The following is a 14887-nucleotide window of genomic DNA, read 5'->3' on the forward strand; positions in this document are numbered from 1 at the left end:
GACAAGCCGCACGGCGGGGCCCGTTCGGCATGGTGAGGCTGGCCTAACTTATCTGAGGCTTGCCTCACTGATACCCGCCCGTTCGGTGATTCACCTCTCACAGATGCCGTACAGGAACGGCTTGATCACGGTGACTCAAAACGGACCCCACGGAAGGGTCAAGGAATGGTCAAGTGGAATGCTTCGTCGCGTTTCGGGGTGATGAGCGCGGCGCCGGTCCTGGGGTGCGGGAACACCTCGACCGGCTGCCGGTAGACCTCGGTCAGCAGGCCGTCGGTGAAGACCTCCGCCGGCCGGCCGTGGGCCGCGACACGACCGGCGCACAGAATCGCGACCCGGTGCGCGTATGCCGCAGCCAGCAACCAGATCGTGCAGCACCACGACCACCGCGTCACCGGCGTGCGCCCGTTCCCGGCACACCCGCAGCACCAACTCCTGGTGCCGCAGGTCGAGTGCGGCGGTCGGCTCGTCGAGCAGCAGCAGGGGCGCGCGCTGCGCGAGCACCCTGGCGAGCGCCACCCGGGCGCGCTCCCCGCCGCTCAGCGCGGCGAACGAGCGGGCCGCGAAGGCGGTGACCTCGGCGGCGGCCATGGCCGCGCCGACCGCCGCGTCGTCGTCCCGCGGGCTGTGGGCCCAGGGAGCCCGCCCCATGCGGACGACCTCCTCCACGGTGAACGGGAAGGAGAGCGTCGCCGACTGGGGAAGTACGGCCCTGCGCAGGGCGAGTTCGGCCGCGGACCAGTCCTGCGCGGGACGCCCGTGCAGACGTACGACCCCTTCCCCGGCGCGCAGATCGGCCGCCAGCGCGGCCAGGAGGGTCGATTTTCCCGCCCCGTTGGGCCCGACCAGGGCGAGGACCTCGCCCGCGCGGGCGGTGACGTCGACCCCGCGCAGCACCTCCCGGTCACCGAGCCGGACCTCCTCGGCGTCCCCGTCGGCCTCGGCCTCGGCCTCGGAGAGCGCGAGCCCGAGCGCGTCGGCCTCCGGCACCGGCGCCCCCGCGCGGGGCGAGATAGCGGACGGCACGCTCGGCTGGGGCGTGAAGCGGTCCTTCCGTACGTACGTCGTGGACGGTGCCGCCCAGGGGAAGATCACCGCGTCCGGCGGTGCCACGCAGGCCGCCGGCAACGGCGCCTTCACCTTCGCGGACGCCACCGGTACCTATGACACCGACGCCGACACGCTCTCGGCCTCCTTCAAGGGCGCGGTCAACTTCAAGGGCCATGAGGCGAACGGCCGTTACGGTCTCGACCTCACCCTCAGCGACCTCGGTGTGGAGCTCGACGGCGGCTCCGGCGAGCTGACCGCCGACGTCGACAGCCTCGGCGAGACTTCCGACGACGTCGTCCTCGCGGACCTGAGCACGGACACCGCGGGACTGACGGCGCAGGACGACGTGATCACGCTCGACGGAGTGACCGCCAAGCTCACCAAGGCCGGCGCGGAGGCCTTCGGGGGCTTCTACGCCGAGGGTGCCGAGCTGGACCCGGTCGGCCTCTCGGTGGCGCTGAGCGACGACGCCGAACTGCCGGACGGTGACGGGTCGGACTCGGGCTCCGGCTCGGACGGCTCCGGTTCGTCGTCGGGCACCACGGGCGGCGCGGGGACGACCGGGTCCACGACGGGCGGTGTGAGCGGTGCCCTGGCGTCGACCGGGTCGCAGGTGCCGGCCGGAGCGCTGGGAGCCGCGGCCGCGGTGACCGTCGCGGCGGGCGCCGGCGTGGTGGTCGCGATGCGACGGCGGCAGAACGCCTGATCCGTCGGAACCGGTCCGGACGCGAACGCGTCCGGACCGTCCGGACGGGAACCCCGTCCGGACCGCCCGCCTCCGACAGCGTTCCCGATGATCAGGGAGCTTTCGGAGGCGGGCGGTCCGGTCTTGTGGGTCACCGATCGGGCGGATGAATGTTTGAATGCCGGAGTGACTGACTACGACGTGCTGCGGGTCTTCTGCGGACCAGGCGGCGGGTATGGCAATGAACTCGGGGTCGTGCGCGAGGGCTCGGTGATGCCGGACCGCGCCGAGCGGCAGGAGTTCGCCGCGAAGCTCGGCTTCAGCGAGACCGTGTTCGTCGACGACCCCGAGCGCGGGATCATCGACATCTACACCCCGTCGCTGCGGCTGCCGTTCGCCGGACACCCGTGCGTCGGGGTGGGATGGCTGCTCGACGTGCCCGAACTGGTCACACCCGCCGGTGTGGTGGGCGTGCGGCTGGACGGCGAGTTCAGCTGGATCGAGGCGCGGGCCGAGTGGGCGCCGCCGAGGACGCTGCGGCGGCACGGGACCGCGGCCGAGGTCGAGGCGCTGGCCGTGCCGCCGTCGGGGGAGTGGATCTACGCCTGGGCCTGGGAGGACGAGGCCGCCGGCCGGGTGCGGGCCCGCGCCTTCCCCGGCCGCAACGACGGCATCGAGGAGGACGAGGCCACCGGAGCGGCGGCGCTGCTGCTGACCCGGCAGCTCGGCCGGGCCCTCAACATCACCCAGGGCGTCGGATCGCAGATCCTCACCGCACCGCAGCCGGGCGACTGGGTCGAGATGGGCGGCCGGGTCCGCCTCGAACGCTGAGGCCGGACCGCCTCACCCGGCACGCCCGCCTCCCACCGCCCCTCGGGCGGTCACGCGGTCGGGCGGTCAGGCGGTGAGCGGGAATTCCTCGCCGAGGGCCCTGAACACCCCGGTGTTCAGGGCGAACGCCCGCTTGCACTCCGCCACGATCCGCTGCTTCTCCAGGTCGTCGGCCCGGACCCCGTCCAGCAGTTCGCGGTACTCCCGCTTGAACGCGGCCGGGTTGGAGATGTCCTCGAAGACGTAGAAGCGGACCCCGTCGCCCTTGCGGCTGAAGCCCCAGGTCTGCTCCGCCCTGCCGCGGATGATCTGGCCGCCGGAGAGGTCGCCCAGGTAGCGCGTGTAGTGGTGGGCGACATAGCCGCCCGGCCAGGCGCGGGCGCACTCCGTGACCCGGTCCGCGTACGCGCGGGTCGCCGGCAGCGCGCTGAGCGTGTCCCGCCAGTCGGGGCCCCGCAGGTGGGCGAGGTCGCGTTCGAGGGCGGTGCGGCGCAGCAGCCCGGGCCGCAGGAACGGCCCGGCCACCGGATCGGCGGCCAGCCGCCCGGTCTCCGCCTCCAGTGCCTCGTACACGAACCACAACTGTTCCGTGTAGCGCGCGTACGCCTCGACGCCGAGCCGGCCGCCGAGGAGGTCGCTCATGAACGTCGAGGTCTCCGCCTCGGTGTGCTGTTCGTGCGACGCGGTGCGGATGAGCGTCGAGAAGGGTGTGCCCGCCGGGCCCGTGGTGTCCGGCGTGCTCATCGTGTCCGACGTGTCCGACGCGTTCATGGGGCCTCCGGAGCCGATGAGGAAGGGCGAGAGCCCGTGGCGAGATCAGTCGAATCTTCTATGGTTAGGCTTACCTAAGTCAATACTCTTCCCGACGTGCTGTCGGTAAAACCGTACCCCGATCGAGGGCCGCGCCAACAGGGAAGAACCCGCCCTGTGGACAGGACGGGTTCGGTGGTCGCGGGAACGCTCGGCGGCTACGGCAGGGTCAGGATCTCCGCGCCGCTCGCCGTGACGACGAGGGTGTGCTCGAACTGGGCCGTGCGCTTGCGGTCCTTCGTCACGACGGTCCATCCGTCGTCCCACATGTCGTAGTCGTGCGTGCCGAGCGTGAGCATGGGCTCGATGGTGAAGGTCATCCCGGGCTGCATGACGGTGGTCGCGTGCGGGTTGTCGTAGTGCGGGACGATCAGCCCGGAGTGGAACGAGGAGTTGATCCCGTGCCCGGTGAAGTCACGGACGACCCCGTACCCGAAGCGCTTCGCGTACGACTCGATGACGCGCCCGATGATGTTGATCTGGCGTCCCGGCCTGACCGCCTTGATCGCGCGGTCGAGCGACTCCCGGGTCCGCTCCACGAGGAGCCTCGACTCGTCGTCGACGTCGCCGACCAGGTAGGTCGCGTTGTTGTCGCCGTGCACGCCGCCGATGTACGCCGTCACGTCGAGGTTCACGATGTCACCGTCGCGCAGCACCGTTGAGTCGGGGATGCCGTGGCAGATGACCTCGTTGACCGAGGTGCACAGCGACTTGGGGAAGCCGCGGTAGCCGAGGGTCGACGGGTAGGCGCCGTGGTCGCACATGTACGCGTGCGCCACCCGGTCCAGCTCGTCCGTCGTCACACCCGGCGCGATGAGCTTGGCGGCCTCGGCCATCGCCCGCGCGGCGATCCGCCCGGCGACACGCATCGCCTCGATCGTCTCGGGCGTCTGCACCTCCGGTCCGGTGTACGGCGTGGGGGCGGGCTTTCCCACGTACTCGGGGCGCCTGATGTTTCCCGGCACGGGGCGGGTGGGAGAAAGCTCCCCTGGTACGAGCAGCGACTGGCCAGACATGGCAGCGAGTCTAACCAGCGGGCATGGGGGAACATGTCCCTGGCGAAAGGAGCTGGTGATGGCCCTGTTCAAGAAGCGGACGGTCGGCAAGCCCGGCGAGTGGTACTACTGCCTGGAGCACAAGAAGGTCGAGGAGGGCCCCGAGTGCCCCGCCAAGGACCGCTTCGGCCCGTACGCCACCCGTGGGGAGGCCGAACACGCGATGGAGCTCGCGCGGGAGCGGAACCTCGAATGGGAGACGGACCCGAAGTGGCACGACGCGTCGGGCAAGGCGCCGGACGCCGAGGACGGCTGACGCGGGCGCCCCGGCCGGCCACGGCACCGCGTTCCGGGCACCACGCCCCGGGTGCCGCGCCCTGGACGGCCCTGGAGAGCGTTCCGGGACGGCCGACGGCCCAAGGACACGGGGCAACCGGTTCACGGGGCCGACGACCCCGTGCCGGCGCGACGTCTCCAGCGGACGCCGGGGGCCCTGCCGGTCCCTTCCCGGCCCGTCAGCCGCGCCGGGAAAGGGGAGGGGGATGACCCCGCTACCACCGGTACGACGGTGGGGCCGTCAACTGGTCCGCGAGTCGGGACAGCCGGTCGCGGAAGCGGTGGCGGCCCCGGGGTGAGGGCAGCGCGTTCTCCCCGGCCGCCGCGCTGACCAGATGCTGCACGGTGTCGAGGTCGAGCTCGGGATCCGGCGGCACCGTGAGCGACTCGTGGGCCAGCGCCGGCAGCTCGCCCTCCCCGTGGGACAGGGCCAGCACCGTCGCCCCGGCCCGCCGGGCGCCGTGCACCCGCTCCAGCAGCGCGTCCCCGGGAACGTCCGGCGCCACCACGAGCAGCGTCTCGCCGCGCCGGGCCGCCTCGATCCGTCCGAGGCCCACCGCGAGGTGCGCCGGATCCGACTGCCGCGCCCCGTGCCGCACCAGCGTCGGCGACAGCTCCGGCGTCCCCGACCAGGCCGCCTCGTCCACGAGGTGGGCCGCGAGGTGCCAGGGTTCGTACGCCTCGGAACCGACCAGCAGCAGACCGCCTCCGTGCGACACCACGGCCCCCCGCAGGGTTCCCCCGAAACGCCGTGTCGCACCCAGCCATTCGGTCCCGGCAAGCACTTCGCGCAGCAACGCGACCCGTACGGCATCCATGACCGCATCCTGCCGCAACGGGCCACTCGTGACCCGGAGTTCACCACGAATTCGCCCAAGTTGGGCAGAAGGCGGCATCACCGACCCCACGAGCGACCTCGGCAGGGAGCCCGGCCATGACACAGTCGAGCGCAGAGACCGGCCCCGGCACGGACCGGGCGACGAGCCCCGGCACGGACCGGGCGACGAGCCCCCGCACGGGCACCGCGACAGGCACCGGCACCGGCCCCGGCCCCGGGGTGAGCGTCCCCTTCCGCGCCGGGCGCGAGGGCTACGCCAGCTTCCGGATCCCCGCCGTCGTCGCCACCCGGACCGGCACCCTGCTGGCCTTCTGCGAGGGCCGGGTCGGCTCCGCGAAGGACCACGGACACATCGACATCGTGCTCAAGCGGTCCGCGGACGGCGGCCGGACCTGGGGCCCGCTCCAGGTCGTCGCGAACAACGGGACCGACCTCGCCGGCAACCCGGCACCCGTCACCCTCGACACCGGCCGCGTCCTGCTCGTCCATGTCCGCAGCGCCGCCACCGCCACCGAGGACGCCCTGCTGCGCGGCAAGGTGAAGGCGGCCGACGGGCGGCGCGTATGGGTGCAGCACAGCGACGACGACGGACGCGTCTGGTCGGCCCCCCGGGAGATCACCGCACAGGTGAGGAGGACGGGCTGGCGCTGGTACGCCACGACTCCGGGGCACGCGCTCCAGCTCGGCTCCGGCCGGGTGGTGGTCCCCGGCAACCACACCCTGCCGCCCACCGGCACGGACAACGGCACGGAGGCGAAGTACAACAGCGGGCACTGTCTGCTCAGCGACGACCGCGGGGCGACCTGGTACCTCGGCTACCTCGACGAGAACACCAACGGATACGTCAACGTCAACGAGACCACCGCCGCCGAACTCCCCGACGGCCGCGTCTACTTCAACACCCGCAACGACTCCCCGTCCCCCGGCAACCGCGCCGACGCCCACTCCCTCGACGGCGGCAGAACCCTCGTCAAGCCCTTCCGCCCACAGGCCGGCCTGGTCACTCCGGTCGTCCAGGGCAGCCTGCTCCAGCTCCGCGACCCGGACCTGCTCCTGTACTCCGGGCCCGCGGACCCGGACTTCCGCGCCCTGATGACGGTCCGGGTCTCGGCCGACGGCGGCACCACCTGGCGGTCCGCTCTCACGGTGGACGGGCTGCCCGCCGCGTACTCCGATCTGGTCCGCGTCGACACCACGACGGTCGGACTCCTCTACGAGACGGGGGACTTCGGCGCGTACGAGACGATCACCTTCCGGCGCGTCCCGGTGACCGCGCTCGGGTGACCGTCCTCACCCCGGGCGCTCGGCCGACCCGGACGTCCTGGCACGGCCCGCGCACGTAAAGTCGGCCCATGACCTCTACTGACAGTGCACAGAAGGCCCCCGCCAAGGACCCCTGGGACCTGCCCGACGTGTCCGGGCTCGTTGTCGGCGTGCTCGGCGGCACCGGTCCGCAGGGCAAGGGCCTCGCCCACCGTCTCGCCAAGGCGGGACAGAAGGTGATCATCGGCTCGCGCGCCGCCGACCGCGCGCGGGCCGCGGCCGAGGAGCTCGGCAACGGGGTGGAGGGAGCCGACAACGCGGAGACCGCGCGGCGCAGCGACATCGTCATCGTCGCCGTGCCGTGGGAGGGCCACGGCAAGACCCTCGAATCGCTGCGCGAGGAACTGACCGGGAAGCTGGTCGTCGACTGCGTCAACCCGCTCGGCTTCGACAAGCAGGGCGCCTACGCGCTGAAGCCGGAGGAGGGCAGCGCCGCCGAACAGGCCGCCGCCCTGCTGCCCGGCTCCCGGGTCACCGCGGCCTTCCACCACCTCTCCGCCGTGCTGCTCTCGGACCCGGAGATCGAGGAGATCGACACCGACGTGATGGTCCTCGGCGAGGTGCGCGCCGATGTCGAGATCGTCCAGGCCCTCGCGGGCCGCATCCCCGGTATGCGGGGCGTCTTCTCCGGCCGGCTGCGCAACGCCCATCAGGTGGAGGCCCTGGTCGCCAACCTGATCTCGGTGAACCGGCGCTACAAGGCACACGCGGGCCTGCGGGTCACGGACGTCTAGGGTCTCGTCCCGGCCGGCGGCCGGGCCCGGGGGGTGCGCCACCCTCCGGCTCCCGTGGGGGACACTGGTGCCAAGCAGTGTCCCCCCGACAGGAGCCGACCCCATGCCCCGCCTCGCTCTCTACGCCCTCGCCGTCTGTGTGCTGTCCGTGGCCGCGGCCGTCGTCTCGTTCGTCCAGGGCAGCTGGCTGGGCATCGTCTGGGTGCTGATGGCGGGCCTGTCGTCGAACATGACCTGGTACTACGCGCGGCGGGGCAGGGCGTAGCCGCTGGGCAGGACCCCGCGGCCGGGACGTGGGTTCCCGCCCCCGGTCCTGTCAGGAGGACCGCACGCAGATGTCGCTGTTCGCCTCCCAGAAGCGGTAGAGCCACTGTCCGCAGTCGGTGTCCTGGCCGTCGATGCCGAGGCCCCCCAGGACGGCGTCGATCAGGTGGAAGAACTCCTGGTTCACCGGCGGGATCCACAGCAGCCCGAACACCGCGAGCAGTCCGAACGGCGCGAAGGGCTCGACCTGGCGGCGGACGCCGTACGACAGCCAGGGCTCGATGACGCCGTAGCCGTCCAGGCCCGGGACCGGCAGGGAGTTCAGGATCGCGGCCGTGACCTGGAGCAGCGCGAGGAACGCCAGCGCGTAGCGGAAGGCAGGGGGGACGCCGTCCAGGGCGTGCAGCCAGAACGGGGCCGTGCACACGACGGCGAACAGCACGTTCGTCAGCGGGCCCGCCGCCGAGATCAGGCTGTGCTTCCAGCGGCCCTGGATACGGCCCCGCTCGATGAAGACCGCCCCGCCCGGCAGACCGATGCCGCCCATGATCACGAAGAGCAGCGGCAGCACGATGCTCAGCAGCGCGTGCGTGTACTTCAGAGGGTTCAGGGTCAGATAGCCCTTGGCGCCGATCGAGATGTCGCCGCTGTGCAGGGCGGTGCGGGCGTGCGCGTACTCGTGCAGGCACAACGAGACGACCCAGGCCGCCGTCACGAAGAGGAACACGGCCACACCGGGCTGCTCGGCGAACCCGGACCACGCCGCCCAGCCGGTCACCCCCATGACGGCCACGATGCCGACGAAGACGGGGCTGATCCTCCGGTCACTGCGGCGGGTCGCGACGGTGGTCATGGGGCTCCCTGGACTGGCTGGGCCGACGAACGTGTGCTGGAGACTGCCCGACCGTACCGGGCTCAAGCGGAAAACGTCTCGCCATGGGGCATCGGTTCCGGGGAGGCTGGGGGAATGGGGCTGTGGCGGGTGTTCTACGCGGACTGGCAGATGGAGTGCTGCGGCACCCCCTTCTCGGTCGGGGACGAGGTGACCTGGCCGCTCCTGCTGGACGAAGGGGGCGAGACCCTCGGCGGCGGCTGGTCCGGGGCGCTCAGCGCGATCACGGCGACACCGGAGTACGTGCGCGACGACGGAGCCGAGATCCGGGTGCTGCGCGCGGACGACGGCCTGGTCGTGGCTCTGCCCGGTGATCCCGACGACAATGCCGCGGACACCCGCAGGGGCAGGGGCAGGGGCAGGGGTACGGGCAGGGGCCGGGGCAGGGCCAGAGGCACCGGTTCCGGCTCGGGCGGTGACGGAACCGGGCCGGGTCCCGGCCGACGGGTGGCCTGGAGCGGTCTGCTCACCGTCGAGCGGCACGGTGCCCGGTGGCCCGGGACGACCGGCACGGTCCGTACGATCCACCTGGTGCACCAGGACTTCGCGGAGACCGGGCCCGGCTCGCGCACCCGGGAGCCGGTGCCCGCGTCGCGCTCGTCGGAGGCCGTGGACCGCAGCCCCAGATGGTTCGGCGAGGGCCGGGCCGGAGTCCTGGCCGATCTGTACGTACCCGGCCCCCGCACCTGAAGCCACCAGAGACAATGGACCCCGTGCGCTATCGCATTCTCGGCACCACCCAGGCACTCCGCCCCGACGGCACGCCCGTCCCGGTCGGCGGCGCGCGGCTGCGTGCCCTGCTGACCGTCCTCGCCCTGCGGGTCGACCGGACCGTGCCGGCGGCGCTCCTGGTCGACGAGGTGTGGGACGGCGACCCGCCCGCCGACGCGACAGGAGCGCTGCAGGCCTTGGTCGGGCGGTTGCGTCGGGCCCTCGGCGCGGACTCCGTCGCCTCGGCCGACGGCGGTTACCGGCTCGAAGCCTCGCCCGACGATGTCGACCTGCACCGTTTCGAGCGACTCGCCGGTGAAGGCAGCCGGGCCGTCGCCGACGGGGACCCGGCCAAGGCCGCCGTCATCCTCGACGACGCCCTGGCGCTGTGGCGCGGCCCCGCCCTCGCGGACCTGCCCGACCGCACCGCCGAAGCAGCCCAATGGGAAACCCGTCACCTGCGCGCCCGGCACGCTCGCCTCACCGCGGCGCTGGCCCTCGGACACGCCGAATCCGCCCTTCCCGAACTGACCGCCCTGTGCGACGCCCACCCCCTGGACGAGCCCCTCCAGGTCCTGCGTCTCCGCGCTCTGCGCGAAGCGGGCCGCACGGCGGAGGCCCTGGCCGCGTACGAAGACGTACGACACGTGCTGGCCGATCGCCTGGGATCCGACCCCGGCTCGGAGCTCCAGTCCCTGTACGGGGAGCTGCTCCGCCCGACCGGGGTCGGTGGCGGGGAGCGAACGCAGGGCGCGGAGACTCGCGCCACGGGGACTGATCACCACCTCGTCGAGCGGCGTTCCCGCCCCGGGTCACCACCCCCCGGCAACCTCCGTGCCCGGCTCACCTCCTTCGTGGGGCGTGAGAAAGACATCGATGCCATCCGGGGCGACCTCGCGACCGCCCGGCTCGTGACCCTGCTCGGGCCCGGCGGCGCGGGCAAGACACGGCTGTCGCAGGAGACGGCCGAGGCCCTGGCGCCCACCCTGCGGGACGGGGTGTGGCTGGCCGAACTGGCCCCGGTGGACGACCCGAAGGCCGTGCCCGAGGCCGTGCTGACCGCCGTCGGCGCCCGCGAGACCGTCCTGCGCGGAGCCGGTGCCGAGGAGATGCGCGCCGTGGCCGACCGGCACGACGACCCGCTCACCCGGCTCGCCGAACACTGCGCCAAGCGCCGGATGCTGATCGTCCTCGACAACTGCGAACATGTCGTCGTCGCCGCCGCGCACCTCGCCGAGGCCCTGCTGGAACGCTGTCCCGGGGTGACCGTGCTCGCCACCAGCCGTGAACCCCTCGGCGTACCGGGGGAGTTGCTGCGCCCGGTGGACCCGCTGCCGGAACCCGTCGCGCTGCGGCTGCTCGCCGACCGGGGGGCCGCGGCCCGGCCCGGCTTCCGTGTCGAGGACGACCCCGAGGCGGCCGCCGAGATCTGCCGGCGCCTCGACGGCCTCCCGCTCGCCATCGAACTCGCCGCCGCCCGGCTGCGGATGCTCACCCCGCGCCAGATCGCCGACCGGCTCGACGACCGGTTCCGGCTGCTCACCTCCGGCAGCCGCACGGTGCTGCCCCGGCAGCAGACCCTGCGCGCCGTCGTCGACTGGTCCTGGGATCTGCTCGACGAGGCCGAACGGGACACCCTGGGGCGGCTGTCGGTGTTCGCGGGCGGCTGCGACCTCGCCGCCGCCGAGGCCGTCTGCGGTCCGGCCGCGCTGGACGTCCTCGGCTCGCTCGTCGACAAGTCCCTTGTCGTCGCCGCCCCTTCGGGCGAGGCGGACACGCAGATGCGCTACCGGCTGCTGGAGACCGTCGCCGAGTACGCGGGCGAACGTCTCGACGAGTCGGGCGCCCGCGGGGCCACCGAGCGCGCCCACCTCACGTACTACCGCGAACTCGCCCGCACCACCGACCCCTTGCTGCGCGGCCCGGGACAGCGCGCCGCGATCGACCACATCGAGCGCGAGTACGAGAACCTGCGCACCGCCCTGCGGCACGCCGTCGCCGAACGCGACGAGCAGGAGGCGCTGTGCATGGTCCTGTCGCTGGCCTGGTACTGGCAGATCCGCGACCAGCGCGTCGACGCCCGTGCCTGGTCCATGGAGGTGATGGGCCTCGGCCCCGACCCCTTCGCACCGCCCGTGCGCCCGGCCGTCCCGCTGTACGAGCGCTGCACGGACTCGCCGCCGCCGATGCGCGCGGAGGTCCTCGAAGAGGCCCGGCGCGGCGTCCACCTCGTCCATCTCGCCTATATGGACATGGACATGGGGGCCTGGCAGACCCCGCAGGCCCAGGAGAAGCTCCGTACCATCAGCACGACCTACGAGCCCGGCATGCCGCAGACCTGCCGCACCCCCGGCTACCTCTGGTTCTACGCCGTGCTGCTCACCGGCACGATGGAGCGGTTCACCGAGGTGATCAACAGGACGGTCAGCACCTGCCGCGAGCTCGGCTACGACTGGGAACTGGCCACCGCCCTCCAGATGCGTGCCAACATCCTCGCCAACCGTGCCGACATGGCGGGCGACGCCACCGTGGACGCCGACGAGGCACTGGAGCTCTTCGGACGCATCGGTGACGCCTGGGGCGCCGCCGAATCCCTCTCCGCGCGCGGGGAGGCCCATGAGCGCAAGGGCGACTTCCGGGCGGCCGCCGCGGACTACGCGGAGGCGGGGAAGTACGCCGAGCGGCTGGGCGCGCGCGCCCAGACGGCCGTGCTCGACGTCCGGCTCGGCTGCATGTACATGGAACTGGGCGAGGCCGAGCGCGGCGAGCGGATGATCCGCGACGTCCTGGCGAACGGGCACGGCGCCCACAACGAGGCCATGCCGGCGGCCCACCTCTTCCTCGCGACCTGGCTCGGCCGCAGTGGCAGGATCGATGAGGCGCGCGAGCAGATCCGGCTGCTCCGCGAGGACTTCGGGGCCGGCTCCTTCGTCCTGTTCGACGGGTTCATGCTGGGCATCGAAGCCTGGCTGGACGCGATCGACGGGCAGAGCGAGAGCGCCCTGGACAAGGTGTGCGTGGCTCTGGAACGGTCCGTCGACCGGCTGTCGCGGATGATCGCGCCGCACATGCCCTCCGCCCATCTGACGACGGCGGCCATCGCCCTCGGCGAACTGGACGGCGGTCGTCGCGCCCCGGACGCGGCCCGGCTCCTGGGCGCCGCGGACGCCCTGCTGCCGCCGGGCCATTTCGCCGGTCCCATGGAGGTCGAGGTGCGCGAGCGGGCCGAGACGGGCGCGCGGGCCGTGCTCGGCGACGCGGCGTACGAGGCGGCATACGCGGAGGGCGGCGGCCTCTCCGTGGAGGAGGCCGCCGCCCTCATCTGAGGCGCGGACGCGAACCGGCGCGCCCCGGCCCCGGTGGGGGGCCGGGTCCGTGCGTCGGACGTCAGCTCTTGGTGCGGAACTTGTGGATGGCGATGGGCGCCATCACCAGGGTGATGGCAGCCGACCAGCCGAGGGTCAGCCACAGGTCGTGCGCGACAGGGCCGCCCACCATCAGGCCCCGAGCGGTGTCCGCGAGGTTGGACAGCGGGTTGTAGTCGGTGAAGGTCTGCAGCCAGCCGGGCATCGTCGTGGTCGGCGTGAAGATCGACGAACCGAACTGCAGGGGGAACAGCACCAGGAAGCCCATCGCCTGGACGGACTGGGCGTTCTTCATCGTCACCCCGAGGACCAGGAAGATCCACATCAGGGCTGAAGAGAAGAGGGCGGCGAGGCCCACCGAGGCGAACAGGCCAGGCCAGTTCGTGATGTCGAAGCCCACCAGCACGCCCACGATCATGAGGACCGTGGTGGCGACGAGCATCCGCATCAGCTCCACGACGATCTTGGCGAAGAGCACGGAGCCCCGGCCGATCGGCAGGGTGCGGAAGCGGTCCATCACCCCCTTGTGGAAGTCCTCGTTGAAGCCGGTACCGACGGCTGTCGCCATGTTCATGGTCGTCATCGCCATCAGGCCGGGCATCACGTACTGCACGTACACGTCCTGGCCGCCGCCCAGCGACTGCCCGATGGAGCCGCCGAAGACGTACACGAACAGCAGGGTGAAGATGATCGGCATCAGGACGGCGTCGAACATCGACTCGGGGTCCTGGCGGATCCACAGCAGATTGCGGCGGATCAGGGCGCCGATATGGCGGGCGTGCGCACGCGGCGAGATGCGGGCGTCGGCTTCGACGGCGAGGGGGGCTTCGACAGTGGCGGTACTCATGCGGAGACCTCCTCGTAGGCGCGGGCGGGGTTCTCGTCCTGCGGGGCACTGGCCTTGTGACCGGTGAGGGACAGGAACACCTCGTCCAGACTGGGCAGTTCGGTGGAGATGGAGGAGATCGTGATGCCGCGCGCGGTGACCGCGCCGACGACGGCGGTGAGCTGCTCGTCGCTGAGGATCGGGACCAGCACGCTGCCGGTCTCACTGTCCACGCTCGTCGTGGCGAGGCCGGTGAGCCCCAACTCGTCGAACATGGTGGCCAGCGGGCGCAGTTGCAGGGGATCCAGCGGGCGGATCCGCAGCGTCCGGCCGCCGACGCGCGCCTTCAGCTCGTCGATCCGGCCGCCGGCGATGACCTTGCCGCGGTCGATGACCGTCAGCTCGGAGGCCAGTTGCTCGGCCTCCTCCATGTACTGGGTGGTGAGCAGCACGGTGACGCCGTCGGCGACCATGCGCTTGACCTCCTGCCACACCTCGTTGCGGGTGCGCGGGTCGAGACCGGTCGTCGGCTCGTCCAGGTACAGCACGGCCGGGCTGCCGATCATCGAGGCGGCGAGGTCGAGCCGGCGGCGCATGCCGCCGGAGTACGTCGACGTCGGGCGCTTGGCGGCCTCCGTGAGGGAGAAGCGCTCAAGGAGCTCGTCGGCGCGGCGGCGGGCGTCCTTGCGGGGCAGGTCGAGCAGCCGCCCGATCATGTAGAGGTTCTCCCAGCCGGGGAGCTTCTCGTCGACCGAGGCGTACTGGCCGGTGAGGCCTATCACCCGGCGAAGCTGCCGGGGCTGCCTCAGCACGTCGAAGCCGGCGACCGTGGCCGTTCCGGCGTCGGGGGTGATGAGGGTGGACAGGCAGCGGACGAGGGTGGTCTTGCCGGCGCCGTTGGGGCCCAGGACTCCGAGGACGGTGCCCTCGCGCACATCCAGGTCGACCCCGTCCAGCGCCTTGGTCTCGCCGTAGTGCTTGACCAGCCCCCGTACGGTGACGGCGCTGCGGCCGGTCGCAGCTTGCCGGGGCGTGTTGTCGATTCGCGTCATGTCCATCAAGGTGCCAGGCGCCACCGACAAACGACCGACAGGCCGCCTACAGAACCCGACCGTTACCGATAGGTCGCCGACAGTCGGCCGACAGGACGCATTCACGCGGCGACATCCGCCGACAGGACACGCCCGCGCGGCGACGATCCGCCGACAGGACACGCCTGCGCGGCGA

At 72.3% G+C, this 14887-nt stretch carries 14 protein-coding genes and 1 pseudogene; 8 read left to right on the plus strand and 7 right to left on the minus strand.

The features are described 5' to 3' along the window. Positions 1–158: 158 nt before the first annotated feature. A pseudogene (locus ACF07B_RS03710) lies at positions 159–1026 on the minus strand (heme ABC transporter ATP-binding protein). Between the two features lie 13 nt (positions 1027–1039). Between ACF07B_RS03710 and ACF07B_RS03715 the strand changes: the two are divergent. Beyond that, complete coding sequence (locus tag ACF07B_RS03715; protein WP_392177622.1) at positions 1040–1756, plus strand: HtaA domain-containing protein; 717 nt, start codon at positions 1040–1042, stop codon at positions 1754–1756. Between the two features lie 165 nt (positions 1757–1921). Further along, positions 1922–2566: a PhzF family phenazine biosynthesis protein gene (locus ACF07B_RS03720; RefSeq protein WP_361678155.1), complete on the plus strand. Its 645-nt coding sequence runs from the start codon at positions 1922–1924 to the stop codon at positions 2564–2566. Positions 2567–2632: 66 nt separating this feature from the next. On the opposite strand, the gene ACF07B_RS03725 is transcribed toward ACF07B_RS03720, so the two are convergent. After that, positions 2633–3310, minus strand: coding sequence for a heme oxygenase (biliverdin-producing) (locus tag ACF07B_RS03725; protein WP_392177955.1), 678 nt, complete (start codon positions 3308–3310; stop codon positions 2633–2635). A gap of 224 nt (positions 3311–3534) precedes the next feature. Continuing rightward, positions 3535–4392, minus strand: a complete 858-nt coding sequence (gene map, locus ACF07B_RS03730) for a type I methionyl aminopeptidase (RefSeq protein WP_369484170.1) — start codon at positions 4390–4392, stop codon at positions 3535–3537. Between the two features lie 58 nt (positions 4393–4450). Between map and ACF07B_RS03735 the strand changes: the two genes are divergently transcribed. Further along, the gene (locus ACF07B_RS03735; RefSeq protein ID WP_362399014.1) at positions 4451–4687 is read left to right on the plus strand and encodes a hypothetical protein; all 237 of its coding nucleotides are present in this window, start codon (positions 4451–4453) and stop codon (positions 4685–4687) included. Positions 4688–4922: 235 nt separating this feature from the next. On the opposite strand, the gene ACF07B_RS03740 is transcribed toward ACF07B_RS03735, so the two are convergent. Further along, the gene (locus tag ACF07B_RS03740; RefSeq protein WP_362399011.1) at positions 4923–5525 is read right to left on the minus strand and encodes a hypothetical protein; all 603 of its coding nucleotides are present in this window, start codon (positions 5523–5525) and stop codon (positions 4923–4925) included. 116 nt (positions 5526–5641) lie between these two features. On the opposite strand from ACF07B_RS03740, the gene ACF07B_RS03745 reads away from it, so the two are divergent. From ACF07B_RS03745 to ACF07B_RS03755, 3 genes are all read left to right on the plus strand, one after another. Next, on the plus strand, positions 5642–6829 hold the full coding sequence (locus ACF07B_RS03745; protein WP_392177623.1) for an exo-alpha-sialidase: 1188 nt from the start codon (positions 5642–5644) through the stop codon (positions 6827–6829). Between the two features lie 68 nt (positions 6830–6897). Then, positions 6898–7602, plus strand: coding sequence for an NADPH-dependent F420 reductase (npdG, locus tag ACF07B_RS03750; RefSeq protein WP_369484167.1), 705 nt, complete (start codon positions 6898–6900; stop codon positions 7600–7602). A 103-nt stretch (positions 7603–7705) separates the two neighbouring features. Beyond that, positions 7706–7867 carry a hypothetical protein gene (locus ACF07B_RS03755; protein ID WP_362399002.1) on the plus strand — a complete coding sequence of 54 codons (162 nt, stop codon included), beginning with the start codon at positions 7706–7708 and terminating at the stop codon, positions 7865–7867. Positions 7868–7918: 51 nt separating this feature from the next. Here ACF07B_RS03755 and ACF07B_RS03760 read toward each other — a convergent pair whose 3' ends face one another. Beyond that, the gene (locus tag ACF07B_RS03760; RefSeq protein ID WP_392177624.1) at positions 7919–8719 is read right to left on the minus strand and encodes a site-2 protease family protein; all 801 of its coding nucleotides are present in this window, start codon (positions 8717–8719) and stop codon (positions 7919–7921) included. Between the two features lie 114 nt (positions 8720–8833). On the opposite strand from ACF07B_RS03760, the gene ACF07B_RS03765 reads away from it, so the two are divergent. Then, entirely contained in the window at positions 8834–9448 is a 615-nt protein-coding gene (locus ACF07B_RS03765; protein WP_392177625.1) for a DUF6578 domain-containing protein, read from the plus strand. Positions 9449–9462: 14 nt separating this feature from the next. Next, positions 9463–12795, plus strand: a complete 3333-nt coding sequence (locus ACF07B_RS03770) for a BTAD domain-containing putative transcriptional regulator (RefSeq protein ID WP_392177626.1) — start codon at positions 9463–9465, stop codon at positions 12793–12795. Positions 12796–12856: 61 nt separating this feature from the next. On the opposite strand, the gene ACF07B_RS03775 is transcribed toward ACF07B_RS03770, so the two are convergent. After that, positions 12857–13681, minus strand: a complete 825-nt coding sequence (locus ACF07B_RS03775) for an ABC transporter permease (protein WP_369484162.1) — start codon at positions 13679–13681, stop codon at positions 12857–12859. Further along, positions 13678–14712 (minus strand): ATP-binding cassette domain-containing protein, encoded by a 1035-nt coding sequence (locus ACF07B_RS03780; RefSeq protein WP_392177627.1) that lies wholly within the window; start codon positions 14710–14712, stop codon positions 13678–13680. Before ACF07B_RS03780 ends, ACF07B_RS03775 begins: the two co-directional genes overlap by 4 nt. Positions 14713–14887 lie beyond the last annotated feature (175 nt).

The sequence above is a fragment of the Streptomyces sp. NPDC015532 genome, from assembly GCF_043078065.1.
In the GTDB taxonomy this organism is placed as follows: Bacteria; Actinomycetota; Actinomycetes; order Streptomycetales; family Streptomycetaceae; genus Streptomyces.

What these genes read in the sequence shown, in the direction of transcription:
- ACF07B_RS03740 (WP_362399011.1), bottom strand. Translation starts at nt 5,525, where the DNA reads ATGGATGCCGTACGGGTCGCGTTGCTGCGCGAAGTGCTTGCCGGGACC.
- ACF07B_RS03780 (WP_392177627.1), bottom strand. Translation starts at nt 14,712, where the DNA reads ATGACGCGAATCGACAACACGCCCCGGCAAGCTGCGACCGGCCGCAGC.
- ACF07B_RS03755 (WP_362399002.1), top strand. Translation starts at nt 7,706, where the DNA reads ATGCCCCGCCTCGCTCTCTACGCCCTCGCCGTCTGTGTGCTGTCCGTG.
- ACF07B_RS03765 (WP_392177625.1), top strand. Translation starts at nt 8,834, where the DNA reads ATGGGGCTGTGGCGGGTGTTCTACGCGGACTGGCAGATGGAGTGCTGC.
- ACF07B_RS03725 (WP_392177955.1), bottom strand. Translation starts at nt 3,310, where the DNA reads ATGAGCACGCCGGACACCACGGGCCCGGCGGGCACACCCTTCTCGACG.
- map (WP_369484170.1), bottom strand. Translation starts at nt 4,392, where the DNA reads ATGTCTGGCCAGTCGCTGCTCGTACCAGGGGAGCTTTCTCCCACCCGC.
- ACF07B_RS03735 (WP_362399014.1), top strand. Translation starts at nt 4,451, where the DNA reads ATGGCCCTGTTCAAGAAGCGGACGGTCGGCAAGCCCGGCGAGTGGTAC.
- ACF07B_RS03775 (WP_369484162.1), bottom strand. Translation starts at nt 13,681, where the DNA reads ATGAGTACCGCCACTGTCGAAGCCCCCCTCGCCGTCGAAGCCGACGCC.
- npdG (WP_369484167.1), top strand. Translation starts at nt 6,898, where the DNA reads ATGACCTCTACTGACAGTGCACAGAAGGCCCCCGCCAAGGACCCCTGG.
- ACF07B_RS03760 (WP_392177624.1), bottom strand. Translation starts at nt 8,719, where the DNA reads ATGACCACCGTCGCGACCCGCCGCAGTGACCGGAGGATCAGCCCCGTC.
- ACF07B_RS03745 (WP_392177623.1), top strand. Translation starts at nt 5,642, where the DNA reads ATGACACAGTCGAGCGCAGAGACCGGCCCCGGCACGGACCGGGCGACG.
- ACF07B_RS03770 (WP_392177626.1), top strand. Translation starts at nt 9,463, where the DNA reads ATGGACCCCGTGCGCTATCGCATTCTCGGCACCACCCAGGCACTCCGC.